The sequence below is a fragment of the Henriciella sp. genome (assembly GCF_029936995.1).
Taxonomy (GTDB): Bacteria; Pseudomonadota; Alphaproteobacteria; order Caulobacterales; family Hyphomonadaceae; genus Henriciella.
In genome coordinates this window covers 414,625-432,282 of sequence record NZ_JAPYRE010000004.1, presented here as the reverse complement: position 1 = coordinate 432,282, position 17,658 = coordinate 414,625, and the positions used below count along the sequence as shown (strand labels likewise).

18 protein-coding genes and 1 tRNA gene are annotated in these 17,658 nt (G+C 57.7%); 9 read left to right on the top strand and 10 right to left on the bottom strand.

Translation table 11 applies throughout. The annotated features are described in order from the left end of the window. Nucleotides 1-256 precede the first annotated feature (256 nt). The 4 genes from Q1K31_RS11550 to Q1K31_RS11535 all read left to right on the top strand — a co-directional run bounded on the left by Q1K31_RS11550 (nucleotide 257) and on the right by Q1K31_RS11535 (nucleotide 3,140). Nucleotides 257-1,534: a tyrosine-type recombinase/integrase gene (locus tag Q1K31_RS11550; RefSeq protein WP_300379537.1), complete on the top strand. Its 1,278-nt coding sequence runs from the start codon at nucleotides 257-259 to the stop codon at nucleotides 1,532-1,534. Next, nucleotides 1,531-2,367 carry a hypothetical protein gene (locus Q1K31_RS11545; RefSeq protein ID WP_300379535.1) on the top strand — a complete coding sequence of 279 codons (837 nt, stop codon included), beginning with the start codon at nucleotides 1,531-1,533 and terminating at the stop codon, nucleotides 2,365-2,367. The genes Q1K31_RS11550 and Q1K31_RS11545 overlap by 4 nt, the downstream gene beginning before the upstream one ends. 60 nt (nucleotides 2,368-2,427) lie before the next feature. Beyond that, complete coding sequence (locus Q1K31_RS11540) at nucleotides 2,428-2,628, top strand: helix-turn-helix domain-containing protein (protein ID WP_300379533.1); 201 nt, start codon at nucleotides 2,428-2,430, stop codon at nucleotides 2,626-2,628. Between the two features lie 326 nt (nucleotides 2,629-2,954). Then, a complete protein-coding gene (locus Q1K31_RS11535; RefSeq protein ID WP_300379531.1) occupies nucleotides 2,955-3,140 on the top strand; it encodes a hypothetical protein in 186 nt (61 codons plus the stop codon). A 46-nt stretch (nucleotides 3,141-3,186) separates the two neighbouring features. Here Q1K31_RS11535 and Q1K31_RS11530 read toward each other — a convergent pair whose 3' ends face one another. Continuing rightward, entirely contained in the window at nucleotides 3,187-3,345 is a 159-nt protein-coding gene (locus tag Q1K31_RS11530) for a hypothetical protein (protein WP_300379529.1), read from the bottom strand. A gap of 129 nt (nucleotides 3,346-3,474) precedes the next feature. Here Q1K31_RS11530 and Q1K31_RS11525 point away from each other — a divergent pair, with 129 nt between their 5' ends. Together Q1K31_RS11525 and Q1K31_RS11520 are read left to right on the top strand one after the other, a co-directional pair. Beyond that, complete coding sequence (locus Q1K31_RS11525; protein ID WP_300379527.1) at nucleotides 3,475-5,238, top strand: phage/plasmid primase, P4 family; 1,764 nt, start codon at nucleotides 3,475-3,477, stop codon at nucleotides 5,236-5,238. 150 nt (nucleotides 5,239-5,388) lie between these two features. Then, the gene (locus tag Q1K31_RS11520) at nucleotides 5,389-5,874 is read left to right on the top strand and encodes a terminase small subunit (protein ID WP_300379525.1); all 486 of its coding nucleotides are present in this window, start codon (nucleotides 5,389-5,391) and stop codon (nucleotides 5,872-5,874) included. A 148-nt stretch (nucleotides 5,875-6,022) separates the two neighbouring features. Here the strand turns inward: Q1K31_RS11520 and Q1K31_RS11515 are convergent, their stop codons facing one another. From Q1K31_RS11515 to Q1K31_RS11505, 3 genes are read right to left on the bottom strand one after another with little or no spacing between them, the layout of a single operon-like run. Next, a complete protein-coding gene (locus tag Q1K31_RS11515; protein ID WP_300379523.1) occupies nucleotides 6,023-6,919 on the bottom strand; it encodes a hypothetical protein in 897 nt (298 codons plus the stop codon). Continuing rightward, complete coding sequence (locus Q1K31_RS11510) at nucleotides 6,916-7,854, bottom strand: hypothetical protein (RefSeq protein ID WP_300379521.1); 939 nt, start codon at nucleotides 7,852-7,854, stop codon at nucleotides 6,916-6,918. The genes Q1K31_RS11515 and Q1K31_RS11510 overlap by 4 nt, the downstream gene beginning before the upstream one ends. 18 nt (nucleotides 7,855-7,872) lie before the next feature. Beyond that, nucleotides 7,873-8,238 (bottom strand): hypothetical protein, encoded by a 366-nt coding sequence (locus Q1K31_RS11505; protein ID WP_300379518.1) that lies wholly within the window; start codon nucleotides 8,236-8,238, stop codon nucleotides 7,873-7,875. Nucleotides 8,239-8,663: 425 nt separating this feature from the next. Between Q1K31_RS11505 and Q1K31_RS11500 the strand changes: the two genes are divergently transcribed. Continuing rightward, on the top strand, nucleotides 8,664-9,476 hold the full coding sequence (locus tag Q1K31_RS11500) for a hypothetical protein (protein WP_300379516.1): 813 nt from the start codon (nucleotides 8,664-8,666) through the stop codon (nucleotides 9,474-9,476). Between the two features lie 38 nt (nucleotides 9,477-9,514). Then, the gene (locus Q1K31_RS11495; RefSeq protein WP_300379514.1) at nucleotides 9,515-10,024 is read left to right on the top strand and encodes a hypothetical protein; all 510 of its coding nucleotides are present in this window, start codon (nucleotides 9,515-9,517) and stop codon (nucleotides 10,022-10,024) included. 242 nt (nucleotides 10,025-10,266) lie between these two features. Here the strand turns inward: Q1K31_RS11495 and Q1K31_RS11490 are convergent. Next, a tRNA-Lys gene (locus Q1K31_RS11490) sits at nucleotides 10,267-10,342 on the bottom strand. Nucleotides 10,343-10,456: 114 nt separating this feature from the next. Here Q1K31_RS11490 and Q1K31_RS11485 point away from each other — a divergent pair. Next, nucleotides 10,457-11,104, top strand: coding sequence for a hypothetical protein (locus tag Q1K31_RS11485; protein WP_300379512.1), 648 nt, complete (start codon nucleotides 10,457-10,459; stop codon nucleotides 11,102-11,104). Nucleotides 11,105-11,113: 9 nt separating this feature from the next. Here the strand turns inward: Q1K31_RS11485 and tgt are convergent, their stop codons facing one another. Genes tgt through gyrA form a run of 5 tightly spaced genes read right to left on the bottom strand, consistent with a single transcriptional unit; the run spans nucleotide 11,114 to nucleotide 17,609 of the window. Then, nucleotides 11,114-12,247 (bottom strand): tRNA guanosine(34) transglycosylase Tgt, encoded by a 1,134-nt coding sequence (tgt, locus tag Q1K31_RS11480; protein ID WP_300379510.1) that lies wholly within the window; start codon nucleotides 12,245-12,247, stop codon nucleotides 11,114-11,116. Nucleotides 12,248-12,296: 49 nt separating this feature from the next. After that, a complete protein-coding gene (gene queA / locus Q1K31_RS11475; protein WP_300379508.1) occupies nucleotides 12,297-13,352 on the bottom strand; it encodes a tRNA preQ1(34) S-adenosylmethionine ribosyltransferase-isomerase QueA in 1,056 nt (351 codons plus the stop codon). Between the two features lie 13 nt (nucleotides 13,353-13,365). Next, nucleotides 13,366-14,280: a peptidylprolyl isomerase gene (locus tag Q1K31_RS11470; RefSeq protein ID WP_300379748.1), complete on the bottom strand. Its 915-nt coding sequence runs from the start codon at nucleotides 14,278-14,280 to the stop codon at nucleotides 13,366-13,368. A gap of 5 nt (nucleotides 14,281-14,285) precedes the next feature. Beyond that, a complete protein-coding gene (coaD, locus tag Q1K31_RS11465; protein ID WP_300379506.1) occupies nucleotides 14,286-14,780 on the bottom strand; it encodes a pantetheine-phosphate adenylyltransferase in 495 nt (164 codons plus the stop codon). 45 nt (nucleotides 14,781-14,825) lie between these two features. Further along, a complete protein-coding gene (gene gyrA, locus Q1K31_RS11460; RefSeq protein WP_300379504.1) occupies nucleotides 14,826-17,609 on the bottom strand; it encodes a DNA gyrase subunit A in 2,784 nt (927 codons plus the stop codon). Nucleotides 17,610-17,658: the final 49 nt, after the last annotated feature.

Below are 17,658 nucleotides of genomic sequence, written 5' to 3'. Positions count from 1 at the left end.
CGGGAAACCGGATCGTCCGGGAGGTAGATGGTACGCCCAACAGGATTCGAACCTGTGACCTACTGATTAAAAGTTACGTCAGCATCCTTATCATTATTTCTCATCGTTGAACACAACTGAACAGTGATGATAAATAGTTCTCTGTAATAGCTTGCTTTTTTCTAAATACTAGCCAACTTTTCTGCTCAGGTGGACACACCTTTGAGTGGCACAATTCGTGCATCGTGCGTGTCCCCGTAGTAGGGGGCAGGCGAAAATGCACCGGAAACTTTTGACCCCGGCCGTTCTTGAACAGCGTCCGCCGAAATCGGGGCGCGTCGAGATACGTGACTCGTTGTCTCCGCTGGTCCTCAGGATCACAGCGCGGGGCAATCGCAGCTTTATCGTGCGCGCGCGGATCAAAGGTCAGAAGCAGCCCATCCGGCTGACTTATGAGAGCCCCGCCCATATCAGCGTGTTGGCCGAGGCCCGCACATGGGCGGTGGAAACTGTTGGCTCATGCAGACGTGGCGTGGACCCTCGGCGCGACAGGTCCAGCGATGAAGCTGCCGCTCAGGCCGCAGCCGAGAAGCAGGCGCGTGACCGCTTCGGCGCTGTGGCGGACCTGTTTCTTGAAAAGCACGCCGCTCGGAACCGGAGCTATGCGGAAAACAAGCGCATTGTCGATTTCTACCTTCGCCCCGGCTGGGAGGACCGACAGATTGATGAGATACGACGCCCGGAAATTGTGGAACGGCTTGATCAGATCGAGGCGGGTGCCTTCAAGGGCCGGGATGGCAAGACCTATGGTGGACCGGTTATGGCAGACCGCGTTCTCGCTCAGCTTCGCAAGTTGATGAACTGGCATGCCACGCGCGATCCTGATTTTGTCTCTCCCATCGTGAAGGGGATGGCCCGGACAAAGCCGAAGGACCGGGCAAGAACCCGCGTTCTCAGTGACGAAGAAATCCGGCTCATCTGGCCACACCTGACCGGCACCTATGGGGCGGTGCTCAAGACACTGTTTTACACCGCACAACGGCTCGGAGAAGTCGCGCAAATGCAGTGCGGGCAGATTGGAGCAGATGGCGTCTGGGAAATCCCCGCCGCCGTCTACAAAGGTAAGCGCCCGCAATTTGTGCCGCTTACGCCGGAGGCTAAGGCAGTTGTGGACGCCCAGCCAGAAATTGACGGGTCCAGCCTCGTCTTCCCTGCCCAGAGAGACCCGTCCAAGCAAATGGCCAATTGGTCGGCGCTGAAAGCGGCTCTCGATGCGGCTATCACCGAGTCCCGCGACGGCGAGCCCCTACCCCACTGGACCGTGCATGACATACGCCGCACATGTCGCACGCTCATGTCACGCGCCAGGGTGAGTCCCGACATATCTGAGCGAGTGCTTGGCCACGCTATTCCCGGTGTTGCCGGTGTTTATGACCGGCACGCCTATGTCGAGGAAAAGCGCGAGGCACTTGAAGCACTGGCTGCACTGCTCAACCGGATTATCCAACCGAAACCGGCCAATGTTGTTCCAATAAGCAGGAGGGCAGTTGAGTGACTGACAATCAGGGAAAGGACTTTGCGGACCTGTGGCCCGAGCCCGCTGATTTGCTTGCGGAGTGCGCTGACGCTTGGGACGATCCGAAACGCTGGAGCGATACCGATCCGAATGGAGATGATACTGTGTTGGCCTATGTCGCAGCTTCTGATGCCGCGCAGCACTTGGGCGCATCGGGCTCTGAATTTGTGCAAGAACTGGAGGACGCATGCAGCCTTCGCTGGGATCGACGCGAAAAAAGACTTCGCAGTCTCTGGGACGCTCTTCTAAGCGGTGAGAAGTACGACGATTTCGGCATGGACGAACTTCGGATTGCGGATTTGATGATCCGAGCCGCATTGAATTCACCGCACAATGCTAATCCGGGTCGGCGTCCCGGCCCGGTCACAATCGGTGCCCACGTCTATGCGGCTGCTGTTGATTTCGCGCCAAGGTGTGTTCGGACGTGCATCTCAGCTGACATACGAGCCCGCGCCAAAGACCTCGCAACAGGTCCGGCAGAAAATGCGGAATTCTGCGAGCGCTCCGGACTCTCGGAACTCGGCCATGATGATCGTATAGCAATCATCGCGAAAAACATCGAAGCCGATGCAGACCGGCTCGCTGACGAATTTATCGCAACCTTCATTGGTAGCGGGCAAGGAAAACGGGGCTGGGAAGCCGTGGCTCGCATGCTCATGCAGAAGTGGGTGGATGACCCCGAATTGAAACGCAGCCCCGATATTAAGCAGTATCTTAAAAACGCTGCTGCGCCAGAGGCGCTGCGGGCAAATGCAAACTCTTATTCTGTTCGAAAGTCGAGACAGAGCAAAAGAACGCGGCAGATTAAGTAAGAAGTTTCGCGCTATCTAACGTGCAATATTCGCCTCCTTGGTTCTGAAAAGGAGGCCAATATGCAACAGAAACTACTGTCCAAAGCTGCCGTTGCAGAATTTCTCGATCTGCATCCCGGCTCAGTCATGCGACTTGTCCGTCAAGGCCGGTTCCCACAACCGCTCCGCACAGGAGACATTGGTTCAGCCGTCCGCTGGCGCGAGCAGGACATCAATGACTGGATCGAAGAGCGCGCTGCCCATGCTGGGGGTGCGTCGTGACTCTCAGCCGGTATCAACTCCCCTCATTTATCGCGGCCAGGCTCAAGGCGGGAAAGCCCGTCAGAGACCTGCCTGAAAGCCTAGCCGTTGGCATCTTTTCAACGACGGCAGAGAGGCTCGTCTGGGCAGTCGAAAACGACGAACCTGTGGGCTTGCTAGCCTACTCAGAGCACGAATCCCGCTGGCGCTTATCGGAAATTTCGGCAGAGGGGGCCTCCCACGCACTCATCGAACTATGCCGCGAAATTGCGTGCAGCAGATACTGGAATGCGATGTCGGGGGCTGAACAGGAACCAAATCTGATTTCTCGATCCGCTCAGCAATACATGATCGAGAAAGTTTACCGCGACGCCTGCGACATCACCAGCGCGCTCTATGAGGCCACAACCGTGGTGCCTGAACTGTTTGGCGAAGAAGCCGCAGCACGCGCGCTTGATGATTTCGATATCCGCTATGGTGCGTTGATGCGTCATCTGGCTGCGCGCTCCAAGACTGCGAGGGACTATGCCTAGAAACGACAACGACGCTAGCGCCCTATTCGAGCGAGCGCGTGCACATTTAAAGGACAGCGGCATCACGGAAGCTGACGCAGCACATGCGGGCATTTTCCCCTGCGCGAATGCTCGATCGCTTGACGCGGGATTTGCCAACGCGCCAGCGCTCGCTTTCGCTTACCACGACATCAATGGCGATCCCGTGCAGTTTGAGCACCGACATGGGACACGCCCATTCTATCGACTGAGGTATCTTGCTGACAGCGCTCAGCGTGGCTTTGTGCGCAAGCCCCTACCGCGATACGTTCAGGCAGGAGGCAGCGGCGTTCACGCCTACTTCCCTATGACCCGCATGTTCCGTTGGGCTGATATTGCGACAAGCCCTAAGGAACCGGTGCTCATTACCGAGGGCGAAAAGAAGGCTTTAAAGGCTTGCCTGGACGGCTTCCCAACAATCGGGCTCAGCGGCGTATGGTGCTTTAAACGCGATGGCCAGCTCTTGCGCGAACTTGAGCAGTTTGAGTGGGAAGGCCGATCAATCTGGATCGTATTTGACAGCGACGCCGCCACAAACCCGCACATCGGCCATGCTCAGCGTGCGCTTGCCAAACTGCTCGTTGAACGCGGGGCTGAAGTCAGGATTGTCGATCTTCCGAACTGCGACGACGGCTCAAAACAGGGGCTTGATGACTTCCTCGTTCGTAACGGCGCAGACGCGCTGGAAGCGCTGCTGGAACACGCCTCCCCGGTGAACCCCTTCCTTTCGCGGATCATGACCGGCAGCGATGTCGAAGTGGCCAGTGCGCTCCACCTCAAGCTCTGCGAGCGGTATACATCCGAAATCGTCTACACCGAAGGATATTTCTACGCGTTCAATGGCAAAGTCTGGGAGACGATTGCAAAGGTCAGCATTCGCAAAGCCATCTATGAGTTCGACGGTGCAGCATTCGGACAGAAAGGCACGCTCAAGCTATCTGCCCCCAAGGCCGACAGCATCATGTCCATCCTGAAGGACCAGGCGCACAAGGACGGCTTTTTTGACTGCCCACCCGCAGGTGTGAACTGCGAGAACGGATTTGTCTCTTTCGATAAGGACGGCGAAGCATCGATTGCAGCCCACACACCTGAACAGCGTCAGCGCTTCGTGCTTGGAGCATCCTGGACGCCCGGCCCGGTCCAAAAGAGCAAGCTTCTGACGACTTTGCTGGATGGCTGCTTCGCAGCCGACGAAGACAAGAAGCTGTTCCTTCAGGAATGCCTTGGCCTCGCCATGCTTGGACAGATGACGGAGCAGACAGCGCCGCAGGCGATTGTCTTGCACGGCGTTACAGCTGCAAACGGCAAAAGCGAAGTCCTTGAACTCTTCCGCGCCCTATTCCCGGCACATGCAGTCTCCAGCATTCCGCCTGGTGATTTTGGGGACGACCGCAAGCTGATCGAGCTAAATGGCAAAGCCCTGAACGTCTGTTCCGAACTCGGGACAGGCAGGGCGATAACAAGCGACGTGTTCAAGGCGGTCATCACGGGAGATGTGGTGACAGGCCGCGAAGTCTATGCGCCCGCTTTGAGCTTCAAGCCACAGGCCATGCACCTCTTTGCAACGAACACCCTGCCCGGCTTTTCAGGCGGCATGGACGAAGGGGTCATCAGGCGTCTCGCCATTCTCGAATTCAACAGGACCATTCCCGAAGAAGAGCGGATTGCGAGGATTGGGCAGCGCATTGGCGCCGAAGAAGGCGACAATCTCATTGCTTGGGCGGTTGAGGGGGCCAGCCGCGTCATTCAGCGCGGCGGGTTGACGCCGCTTGATTCCAGCCGCGCCGCCGTGCGGGAGTGGGCGCACACATCCGATATCGTGCAGGCATGGCTCGCGGAAAGATGCTCTTACGTTCAAGGACCACCCATTGCGACAGCGCACTTGCACGAGGACTTCCAGCGATGGGCAAGTCTCAACGGATACAATGAGCGGACAACACCGAAAGCCGCCGCTTTCAGCAAGCGGGTTATCGCTGCAAGCCAGGGAAAGGTAGAAGCTGTCAGAGCCGATGGGCACAGGGCTCTCACTGGCCTGCAACTCAAACCGCTAACACAATCGCTGAAAAGGCGGATCGCATGACGGCAATGACGGGAGATTTTCAACAAGAAGAATTTTTTGGTGTGGCCACCAACCCAAGACGGCAAAGGTTTGCCCACTGCACCCGTCATTCCCGTCCTGCCTTCCGCCGTAGCACCAATACACCCCGCCATCGGGGAAGAGAGGCCCATTATGTCTAGGAATTTGCCCGAACCGAAGGAAGAGACACGCGTAACGTTTGATGGCCTGACAGAGCGGCAATCGGCGTTTGTGATCGCATACGCTGAGAGCGGCGGCGGGCCGGGCGCAGCGGCCACGGCTGCCCAGGCAGCGGGCTATGCGCAGACCAGCCGCGCAGCGGCGCGTGTTCGCGGTCATGAGCTGCTACGAAATCCTAAGGTGCTGGAAGCTCTGCGGAATGAGCTGACACGGCGGCTGAATGCGGCGGCAACGCTTGGCGTGGCTGTGCTCGTGGACCTCGCCGCCGACAAGAAAACGCCTGCCGCAACCCGACTGTCAGCCGCTAAGGACTTGATTGATCGGGGCCACGGACCGATTGCATCGCGCTGGAAGGTTGATCACACTGTACGCACGATTGAGGACGTTATTTCCGAACTGGATATCTCTGATGCAGAGGACGAGCGCGTTATCGATGCAGAGTTTTCCCTGACAGACTGAACCGAACCCAGGGGCCGGGGGGGGCACCCTTCGTGGCGATCAGTGGTGTGGTTTGTAGGGGGCCGATTGGCGATGCAGATAAAAATCGAAAATTTCAGAAAATTTGCGACAACAGCTTCGCCATATCGGTGCTCAGCCAGCTCCGAACTTAGTCGTCTGTTTGGACGTTGCTTTCTTGGTTAAGTTGATTGGCGCAGTGACCGTCATCATCACAATCCAGATTCGGATCGCTAGAATCGGGTTCTGCATCCAACTCTTCGAGAGAGGGTAGCATTGACCGCTCTGAACAGCTGGGGCGTCGATTTGAAGACTTATTAGTCGAAGAATTCTCATCCAGAGAAGGCTCCCTATTGGAGACATCTGGTACCACTGTGGATCGAATGGCCTGACTTTCTTCGGCTTCTACTGACGTTGAGGTCCTCACACTCTTGTTCTGAAAACCCGAAGCGTAGAAAATTGGATCGAGAAGCAAAAGAAGAATGAACGCACCGAAGGCCCTAAGAAGGTGTTGATGTGTAACTTTAATCCGCGTGATTTTTGCGTTGACTGCGTTTCGTGATCTCCGAGATGCCAGCAACGTGCTGCGCGTCAAGCGCGGCAACGGCTCAGACGATTGCCAAGCATCTGTTACTTCACTCTCACCAACGCGCTGGAAGCCAGACACCTGCAATGTCTTAAAGGCATGATAGCCGGCTGCCGCCACATAGAGCGTCGCAACCGCCAAGATTGCTAACTTGAAAGCTTCGGGTGCTGGGCCGATCTTGTTATCCCATGTCGCTCCCTGGATAGTAATGACGAGCGGCACCAAAGCTGCAAGAACCGCCAAATAGGTCGTTGCCTTGCTCTCCGAGACCCTAACCCTTTCAATCTCCGCGGCAGCAACGTATTGGGCTTGAGTTAGCGCTTGCCCTCCATCATCCATGAACTTGGCCGAGCGTATCGCCTCGATGTCCTTTTCCAAAAGGTCATTCTGCGTTTTTTTCTGCTCCGCAGTTAGAGGCTCGATGTACGGAAATACGGCATCCAGCCACTTCGCCCAGCTCATCTCAAAAAAGCCTGGACTAAAGCCGCGCTTATTGGGGCGCCAGTTCTTTGCTCAATCCACGCCCATTGACCGTTCGGGTTGGCCTCAAGAAACCAGAACTCGCCGTCAGACGCTTCTACTAGGTCGATTGCCGAATAACGTAGCCCTAGTGACTTCGTGATGGACACACAGGCCTGTGCCACATTTTGTGGCAAACCAATAGACCGGTGCTCAAGATCCATTCTGACACCCTTTCGCCAATCAGTACTTGTTTCTTCCCGCTCTTGTGAGTGTATTGCTGCCGCAAAAACTTGTTTGTCAACGACGATAACTCGGACGTCATGCTTCTTTGGAATCTCTTGTTGAAAGATAATGGGAGCCATTTCGATGCCGGTACTGTTTGCTTTGTCCAAAGTGTCGATACGTGATGTAAAGATCACTCTTCCAGCTTCACCATCGTTGATGAGGGCGTGACGTAAAGGCTTAGCCACTACAGAACTTTGCTCACCAAAGGCCGTGGCGCTGCCGAAATGATTGGTAACGAGCGTTTCAGGAACCTTAAAACCTGAGCGCTTTGCAAGGGATAGTTGTCGCGGCTTATCCTCAGCCCTCAGAATAGAGAAGGGACTGTTCAACCAACGCCCCTCTAGCGCATTCCAGATAGTACGCAGAATAGCCGACCACTCAGCTTGTAGATATTCTGCGGTTGAACGACGATACTCATCGAAGGTGGGGGCTTGTGGGCGACGATAGTAAGCGGATCGGACCGTGCTTAGCTCAAGTTTCCTGTCTTCAAACTCAAGTCGTAGGTTTGCTGGGTCGCCATCCGGTATCACAACTCGATAACACGCAATATCTTCCGCGTTCAGCCGAAAGAATTCTAACCTCTGGCGCTCCATCTCCCGAACGATAAAGTCGGTTGTCACGTCTCTCTTGTTCGTAGCGAGCAAAATCATAGGAGCTTCTGCGTCAACTCAAACAACGCTACCGATCTGATCGTCAGTTTCCTGCTGAACGTCCGTCTTTGTTTGGATTTCGGGCAAACCAAGTGAAGCGTCATTATCGTCACTTTCCTGTCGGACCCTAGTGAAAGTCGAGGTCTCCATCATCGCACCGCGGCTTTGATCGTCATCGTCAGCTTCTACCTGAGTCATAGTTTTGGTTTGGGTCGCCGCGATAGCTTCGGAAGCGGCCTCTATAATCGGCCGCGCACCTTCAGCGGTGTCGATGACCCAGAGCTGCCTATTCTTGCAGTAGCGCCCCTCCATTTCCGGCCCCTCGCATTTTCGATTCGTCGCAAATCGGAAAAGATAAGGTTCAGCAGTCTTTACCATCGTCATGAATTTTCATTCTCCCTACCGATAAAGGCTAGAGCAGTATTCTGCTGTATCGATACTAGCGTAAACCCCTATGTCTGATTTCGTTGTGCCGAGAGCAGAGCGGGCTAATAGGCTGCTTGGGAGACCAGTATCTTACTTAAGTACGGCCGTAGTTGCTCTTGCGATTGTGACCCAATTGAAGGTTCTACCGGCAAGTCAGACTTTCTATGGCTGTGCACTGATTTAAAAACAGCGAATCGCGCGTCGATGACCCAGTGCCTGCGGGCCCTCACTCTCGCTCAAAACACTGCGGGGACACGCACAGGCCACGTTTCTCATTCTTTACGCCACGAAGGGTTAGTCAAACGCCAACAATTCGGAGCTCCTGCCACATATAACCTTAACGTTAGTATGGTAGGTTTGGTCTACCAATCGGGAGGCTGGACATGAAAAACGCTATCATTAGCATAATCGCGCTCACGCTGACGACGGGCTGCGCCACCTACACCGAAGGGGGCGCGTTTGGCGGCTTTAATGAAACGCCCCTCGCCCGCGACACCTATCGCATCCAAGCTTACGGCAATGGATTAACCTCGCGACAGAAAACGAATGCTATCGCTATGGTGCGCGCCGCTGATCTGGCCAGGATGAATGGCTACAGCCTTTTCATGATCCTAGACTATGATGAATGGGCGGACACGTCGTACCATACGACACCCGCGACTGTTACGACAGATACCAGCTATTCCGGGTCCGGCTATACCAGCGGGTCCGCAAATTGTAATTCCTTCGGCTACGGCTATGGCAGCGGCTCCACATGGTGCAGCGGCAATGCACGCACAAACGTCTCCGGTAATTCCACGTCCAGAACGACCATCAATCCCGGCCAGACGTATGAAACTGAAAAGCCCCGCACCGACCTTGTCGTGAAATTCGTCTCGGAAGGGACTCCCGAAGCGTCGAACGCTCTGAGTGTGCGTCAGATCATGACGCGGTACGGCAAAGCCGCTGGGCTTAACGCAGAGCAGCTGGCTGCGCGAATTACGCCCGCGTCTGTTGCGTCCGCATCTGCCCGCCAAGCACATTCAGCTATGAATACACCTTCAAGCATCTCGAACAAACCCGCCAAGCGCGCTTCGCCCACCACAGACGAGCGGTCGATTGAACAGGTGTATGCGTCACTGTCCCCGCACGAAAAGCGGCGCGTCGATGCGATGTCCATTCCTGAACGGGTTTCGTATCTCAGATCAAACCGGTGACACTCACGCTCCGTTCAAACGTCCACTGAGGAAATCCCATGGGAATGCACTCCGGCGCGATTGTTGTAGCTTCTGCACTGCTTTTCAGCATATTCGGGAAAGCCCATGCTGACATTCTTCAGATGGAATGCGGCATGTCCAGCGGCCATGTCTACACCGCGCCAGAAGGCTTGTATGCGGATAACCCGGAGGTTGCAGGCTGGGGCAAAGATGGCATTCCAAATGGCATGAGTATCTTTGAATTAGATACGGACACCGGGGATATAGCCTATCGTTGGAAACACTTTTCGGGCAGCTGGCACAGCGCTGAAGCCGAAGGCACAGAGCCGATTCTGGTTTCCCTGGATAAGGAAGACTTCTCCTGGCAGATAGTCACGCTTTTCAACGATGGGGATGTTGTTGAGGTCTGCACGTTTGCCGAGGTTCTGGAAGATGATCCGAAAGCGCTTTGCACAACGTCGAAGAATGGCCTCCTAACATCGGCCAGAGTGTTCGTATCAGCCTGCAAGACGACAATCGTTCCTGCCGACTGGGTGAGATCAGACTAATATGAAAGCTCCCTTCCGCTGAGCATCCGTCCGGCGGCAGAAACAGAACCCAGCCGAGTGGTGCTCCTGATCCCACTTGAGCCGACAGCCGCCAAATCGGCAAACGCCTAGAAATTTCTCAGACCAAGATTTCTATAAGCTCGGGAACCTGATTCCCGTGTCCCCGAGCGTGTCCCCGACTCGGTTTGCTCCAATCGCCCCATAATGGGCGATTTCCATTTCCTTGATTTATCGAAATATTTTGGTACGCCCAACAGGATTCGAACCTGTGACCTACTGATTAAAAGTCAGTTGCTCTACCAACTGAGCTATGGGCGCGCCGAAGCGGCTTACCTAGCCGGGTGCGCCTGCAACGTCAACGCGCCTGAAGCGGTGAATTGCAGGTCAGCTGACGTCATTTTTTTGCCCGCATGTTCGGTTCAAATACCAGGCATGAAAAAGACGGTGCTTTCCTCACTGGTAGGCCTTGCCCTTATTACGGCCTGTGCCAGCAAGACTGTCGGCGCAGCAGCAGGAAATGCTGTCCAGCAGACACGCTCCGGCATCACCGATGCAGCGCTCACACCGCTTGAAGACCTGAACCTGAGGCGCGACGAAATTCCACAGGCGCTCGAAGAAATCAGCAACCCCTATGACATCTCCGTCGACATGAGCTGCACGGAGATCAAAAGCCAGATCGCAGCCCTGAACGAAATTCTCGGCCCGGACTGGGATGCCAGCCCGCAGGAAGATGGCAGTTCAAGCCTGAGTGAACGTGCTGCCGAAGAAAGCTCGGAACGGCTGCTCGCCATGATTGCCGATGAAGCCGGTGGAATTATTCCTTACAGGAGCTGGGTCAGGCGATTGAGCGGGGCCAAGGCGCACGAGAAAAGGGTCAAGAACGCCAAGGAGCGAGGCGCCCACAGGCGTACCTATCTCAAGGCCCTCAATGTGGTGAAAAAGTGCGACGCGCCCGCTGAGCCCGGTCAGCAGGCAAAGACCGCTGATGGCAGACCTCATGTGCCGCTTGATCTCAGGCCGACACTCCACCGTCCCGTAGAGCCTTTCAGGCCCGCAACAGCGAGCGCCTCGAGCAGGTAAAGACAGGCTTTAGCCTTTTGGAGACGACTTCGTTGCCTCCCACCGCTGACTGAGTTCTGCACGCAGGCTTTCGAATCTGCCTTCGGCAATGGCGTTGCGCATTTCAGACATCAACGCCTGGAAGAAGGCGGTGTTGTGCCAGGACAGGATCATGGAGCCGAGATACTCGCCGGACTTTATGAGATGATGCAGGTAAGCCTTTGAATAATCACGGCTTGCCGGACACTCGACTGCCGCATCCAGCGGCGAGAGGTCTTCGTTGAACCGCGCATTCTTGAGATTAATCGGACCGTCCCAGGTCCAGGCCTGCCCATGCCGGCCGGCGCGGGTCGGCAGGACGCAGTCGAACATGTCGATGCCGCGCGCGACGCTTTCGACCAGATCAATCGGCTTTCCAACGCCCATGACATAGCGCGGCAGCGCGTCCGGCAGGTGCGGCACGGTCATGTCGATGGTCGCGCACATCTGTTCATGGCCCTCACCAACAGCCAGCCCGCCAAGCGCGATGCCGCCAAAGCCCTGCGACACCACACCTTTGGCAGAACGTTCCCGCAAATCCTCGAAATTCGAGCCCTGCACGATGCCGAAGAGGGTCTGCTTCTCACGATGGCCGAACGCCTCGAGGCTCTTGCCGCCCCAGTCCAGAGACAGTTCGAGACTGCGTAGTGCCTCTTCGTGGCTGCATGGAAAATCCGTGCACTCATCGAGCTGCATGGAGATATCTGCCCCCAGCAGGTCGGCCTGTATTTCGATACTGCGTGCTGGCGTCAGCCTGTGTTCGGAGCCGTCAATGTGGCTGCGGAAGGTTACGCCCTCAGCATCCATCTTGCGCAGCTGCGACAGCGACCAGACCTGGAAGCCGCCACTGTCTGTCAGCATCGGCCCGGACCAGCCGGAGAAGGCGTGCAGTCCGCCCAGCCGCTTCACCCGCTCGGCGCCGGGCCGCAGCATCAGGTGATAGGTATTGCCGAGAATGATGTCGGCCCCGGCCTGCTCCACCTGGTCCATGTAGAGCGCCTTCACCGTTCCGGCTGTGCCCACCGGCATGAAGGCAGGCGTGCGGATATCCCCGCGCGGCGTCTGCAGCGTGCCAGTGCGTGCCGCGCCTTCACGTGCGCTGATCTTGAAGGGAAACGTTGTCATGGGCGCGCTTTAGCCGTTTTTCTGAAGCGTTCAACCAGACGGATGCGGATCACGGCAGCAGCAGGCACGCATCGCCATAGGAATAGAAGCGATACTTCTCCTTGACCGCGTGTGCATACGCCGCCTGCATCACATCGGTCCCCATCAGCGCGCAGACGAGCATGAAAAGCGAACTTTCCGGCAGGTGGAAGTTTGTCACCAGCGCATCAGTGACATGCAACCGGTCTCCCGGTTTCAGGAAAATGTCCGTCGGCCCCATCGTCGCTGTCAGCCTGCCGTCCGGCGCCAGGGAACTTTCGAGCGTGCGCAGCGCCGTCGTACCGACAGGCACGACGCGCTTTCCCGCCGTGCGCACCGCGTTCAGGCGTTCGGCAACTTCCGGGCTGACATGGCGCCATTCCTCGTGCAGCCGACCGCTTGCCAGCTGGCTTTCCTTCAGCGGCGCGAATGTACCCAGGCCGACATGCAGGCGCACGATCTCGCTGCCAATGCCCGCCGCCTGCACTTCGCCGCGCAGACGTGGTGTGAAGTGCAAGCCGGCTGTCGGCGCAGCGACCGACTGCGCCTCATTCCCTGCAAAGCTGGTCTGATAGGTCTGCCTGTCCTGCGCATCGGCAGCACGGCGCCGCGCGATATAAGGCGGCAGCGGCATGGCCCCGTGCGCATCAAGGGCTTCATCAAGCGCAGGACCGGACAGATTGAAGACCAGCTCGATCTCGCCTGAATCGCTCTTGGTTGTGATTTCGGCGGCAAACTCATCGGCGAACACGATCCGGTCACCGGGCTTCAGCCGCTTGCCCGGCCGGGCCAGTGCGCGCCAGTTCGCCGGGCCCGTGCGCTCGACAAGATTCGCGTCCACCGTCACATCACTGCCAGCAGCATCGCGCGCACCGCGCACGCCTTTCAGTGCGGCCGGTACGACGCGCGTATCATTAAAGACCAGTGTATCCCCGGCTTCGAGAAAGTGCGACAGTTCCCGCACGGAGGCATCTTCCAGCCGGCCATCCCCATGCACAACAAGCAGGCGGGCAGAATCCTGCGGCTCCGCCGGGCGCAGCGCAATCAGGTCTTCTGGAAGGTCGAATGCAAAATCTGAAAGGTCCACGCCGGAACGCGTCCTACTCCGCGATCACGGCTGGAACACGCTCGACATCGCAGATGTCGGTGTCGCTCTCGGCAGCAGCCTGCAGCTTCTCCGCCCAGACTGGCGTATCCGTGCGCTGGACATATGCGACCGGCCTTTCATCCTCTGGAAGCTCGCTCACCATATAGGCTTCTTTCAGGGTATCCGGGTTCTCGATCGGTGTGCCGTTCTGGCCTTCACCCGCCTTGATCGCACGCACAGCCTCGAAACCGTCAATGACCCGGCCCCAGGCGGTGTACTGCTTGTCCAGATGGGCCGCCTGATAGCGCATCAGGAAGAACTGGCTGTTGGCGGAATTCGGGTCATTGGTCCGCGCTGTAGAAACCACGCCCGGACAATGCGGAATCCAGCTGTCGACGCTTGCGTCCTTTGTCATTTCGGCGAGATACGCACTCTGCGTCGCAATCGGGAAGCCCTTGTAGAGCCCCTGGGTGGCTTCATTCTTCCGGCCAATCGGCGTAATCGTCATCTCTGACGGGTTGCGCCGGAACATGAACTCACCTTTCAGGTTCGGCAGGCCCGAGCTACGCCCCTTGGCAGCCTGTATATCGCCCCCCTGCGCCATGAAATCGTCGATCACACGGTGAAAATTTGTCCCGTCGAAGTCACCGGACCTGGCGATCATGCGGAACTGTTCTGCATGGTTGGGCGCAACCGGTGGCAGCATCTCGATAAGGATGCGGCCCTTGGTCGTATCGAAGACAAGCATGTTGTCAGCCTCGACCTTACGCCAGCTGTCAGGCGCTGCGTTGACATCCTCCATCGTGAACTCGGAAGCCGGTTCACCTGATGCTTCAGTTCCAGCAGCAGATTCAGGGCCATTTTCCTGGGCACAGGCCGCAGCGGCCACAAGAACGGCAGAAGCAAGAGCGGTGGACGCAACACGCATGATTGTCACTTGTATTTCTCCAGAAGTTTCTCCCGCACGCGCGGCGTGACGAAGGAAGTGATGTCGCCCCCGAAGCGCGCAATCTCCTTGACCAGGCGAGACGCAACAGCCTGATGCTGAACATCTGCCATCAGAAAGACGGTTTCAATCTCGCGGTTCAGCTGCTCGTTCATCGCCGTCATCTGGAACTCGTACTCAAAGTCCGAAACCGCCCGCAGGCCTCGGATGATGACATGCGCATTGCAGCTCTCGGCGAAATGCATGAGCAGGTTATCGAACGGCTTGACCTCGATCTTCACATTGCGCGGATTTGGCAGGTCTCCGACATCCTTCGCCACGATTTCCGTGCGCTCATCGAGCGAAAAGAGCGGCTTTTTTGCCTCGTTCACGGCCACGCCGATAATCAGCCGGTCCACCAGCTTCATGCCGCGCCCGATAATATCGAGATGGCCCATCGTGATGGGGTCGAATGTACCGGGGTAAAGCCCGACTCGTTCCATTGGAGATCCTCCCTGCCCGTCTGTGATGCCGGGCCGGGCGGCCCGCTACTCGTCTGTGCCGTCTTCTGTATCGTCTTCGCTGTCTTCTACAAGACGTGCAACGGAGACAACACGTTCGCCCTCATTGGTACGCAGCACCCATACCCCTGATGTCGCCCGGCCCGCAATACGGATCTGGTCGACACGTGTACGGATGAGCTGTCCACCATTCGTGACAAGCATGATCTGGTCATTGTCATCAACCGCGAAGGACTGCGCGATCTGCTTGACTGGACCGGTCTTCTTGTTGCCGCCCCAGATATTGTGCGCCACGAGGCCTTTACCGCCCCGCCCGGTCACCCGGTAGTCGTATGAAGAGGCACGTTTGCCCATCCCGTCATCAGCAAGCGTCAGTATAAACTCCTCGCGTGCACCGAGCTCCGCGATGCGCTCCGTGCTGAGCGCGGCATCCTCGTCAGTGTCTTCCGCATCGTCATCTACAGCCGCATCGGTCTCTTCGCCTTCGTCCTCACCACTCGCTGCGCGGCGCATGGCCGCAGCATGCTTGAGGTAGGCACGGGCTTCGGCTGACGTGACCTCGACATGGTGCATGATGCCCATCGCGATCACTTCATCCTCCTTGTCGAGACGGATACCGCGCACACCGGTTGAGTTACGGCCGGCGAAAACGCGCACATCATCGACCCTGAACCGGATACACTTGCCGAGCGCCGTGGTCAGCATGACGTCATTCGCCTCGGTGCAGATCTTCACCGAGACAATGCCATCACCCTCATCGAGCTTCATCGCGATCTTGCCGTTGCGGTTCACACGAATGAAGTCCGAAAGCTTATTGCGCCGCACCGTGCCCGAGCGCGTCGCGAACATCACATCCAGTTCGTTACGGCTCTCTTCGTCGTCCGGCAGCGGCATCACGGAGGTGATGCGCTCATCCTTCGACAGCGGGAAGATGTTGACCAGCGCCTTGCCGCGCGATTGCGGCGAGCCAACCGGCAGGCGCCAGACCTTCTCCTTGTAGACCATGCCCTCTGAGCTGAAGAACAGAATCTCGGTATGCGTATTGGCCGTGAACAGCCGCGTGACGAAATCCTCGTCCTTCATCGAGACACCGGAGCGGCCCTTGCCGCCGCGATGCTGGGTCCGGTAGGTCGAGAGGGGGACGCGCTTCACATAACCGCCATGCGTGACGGTAACGACCATGTCCTCGCGCTCGATCAGGTCCTCGTCGTCCATGTCGGCATCGGCGAAAGTGAACTCCGAGCGCCGCGGGACGGCGAACTTCTCTTTCACATCACGCAGCTCGCCGCGGACAATGTCCTGGATGCGTACGCGTGAGCGCAGGATGTCGAGATAGTCGGCAATCTTGTCAGACAGCCCCTTGGCCTCATTACCGATCTCATCCTGGCCAAGCCCGGTCAGGCGGTGCAGGCGCAGGTCGAGAATGGCGCGGGCCTGCTCGTCGGAAAGGTAGATCGTGTTCTCATCGGCCCGGCGGGTGCGCTTGTCGGCGATGAGGTCGATCAGCGGCCCCATATCCATGACCTTCCAGGCCTTCGCGAGTAGCTGCTCACGCGCGGTCGCCGGGTCCGGCGCATTGCGGATGATACGGATAACCTCGTCAATGTTCGCGACGGCGAGCGCAAGGCCGACCAGGACGTGTGCCCGGTCACGCGCCTTGTTCAGCTCGAACTTGGTGCGCCTTGCGACGACCTCCTCGCGGAACTGGATGAACGCCTGCAACACACCGCGCAGGTTCAGCTGCTCGGGCCGTCCGCCATTCAGCGCCAGCATGTTCACCGGGAAAGAGCTTTGCAGCGGCGAGAAGCGGAAAAGCTGGTTCAACACCACTTCCGGGCTCGCATCCTTCTTGATCTCGACGACGACACGGATGCCGTGCCGGTCGGACTCGTCGCGCAGGTCGGCGATGCCCTCGATCCGCTTGTCGCGGACGAGTTCGGCAATCTTCTGCACCATGGCGGACTTGTTCACCTGGTAGGGAATCTCGGAAACCACGATGGCCTGCCGGCCGGACTTCACGTCCTCTATCTCGGTGCGTGCGCGCATAAGCACGGAACCGCGCCCTTCCATCAGCGCCTTGCGGGAGCCGGCATATCCCATGATCAGGCCGCCGGTCGGGAAGTCCGGGCCGGGCACGATCTCGAGCAGCGCCTCGTCATCAATCGCCGGGTCGTCGATCATTGCCAGCGTGGCATCGACGACTTCACCGAGATTGTGCGGCGGAATATTGGTCGCCATGCCGACCGCGATCCCGCCACCGCCATTCACAAGGAGGTTCGGATACTGCGCAGGCAGCACCATCGGTTCCTTGTTTTCCTGGTCATAAGTGTCCTGGAAGGGCACCGTGTCCTTGTCGATGTCGGCCAGCAGGTACTGCGCCGCCTTCGTCATGCGCGATTCGGTGTAACGCATGGCCGCTGGCGGGTCGTTATCGATCGAGCCAAAATTGCCCTGCCCGTCGACGAGCGTCAGCCCCATCGAGAAGGGCTGCGCCATACGCACGAGTGCGTCATAGATGGCGCTGTCGCCGTGCGGGTGATACGCCCCCATCACAGCACCGACGATATTGGCAGACTTGCGGTGAGACTTGTCCGGTGTGTTGCCGTTGACCTGCATGGCGTACAGAATCCGGCGGTGAACCGGCTTCAGACCGTCGCGCACATCCGGCAGGGCGCGCGAGACGATGACGCTCATGGCATAATCGAGATAGGAGCGCTTCAGCTCATCCTCGATATCGACTGGATCGACCCCGTCCTGATGTGGCGGGGTGGGATTTTCCGGCTCTTCTGGCGGAGTGTTTTCGTCGCTCACGGAAGACTGGCCTTTTGCTGTTTCAGGCGGGCGTCGAATCGCCCGCGAC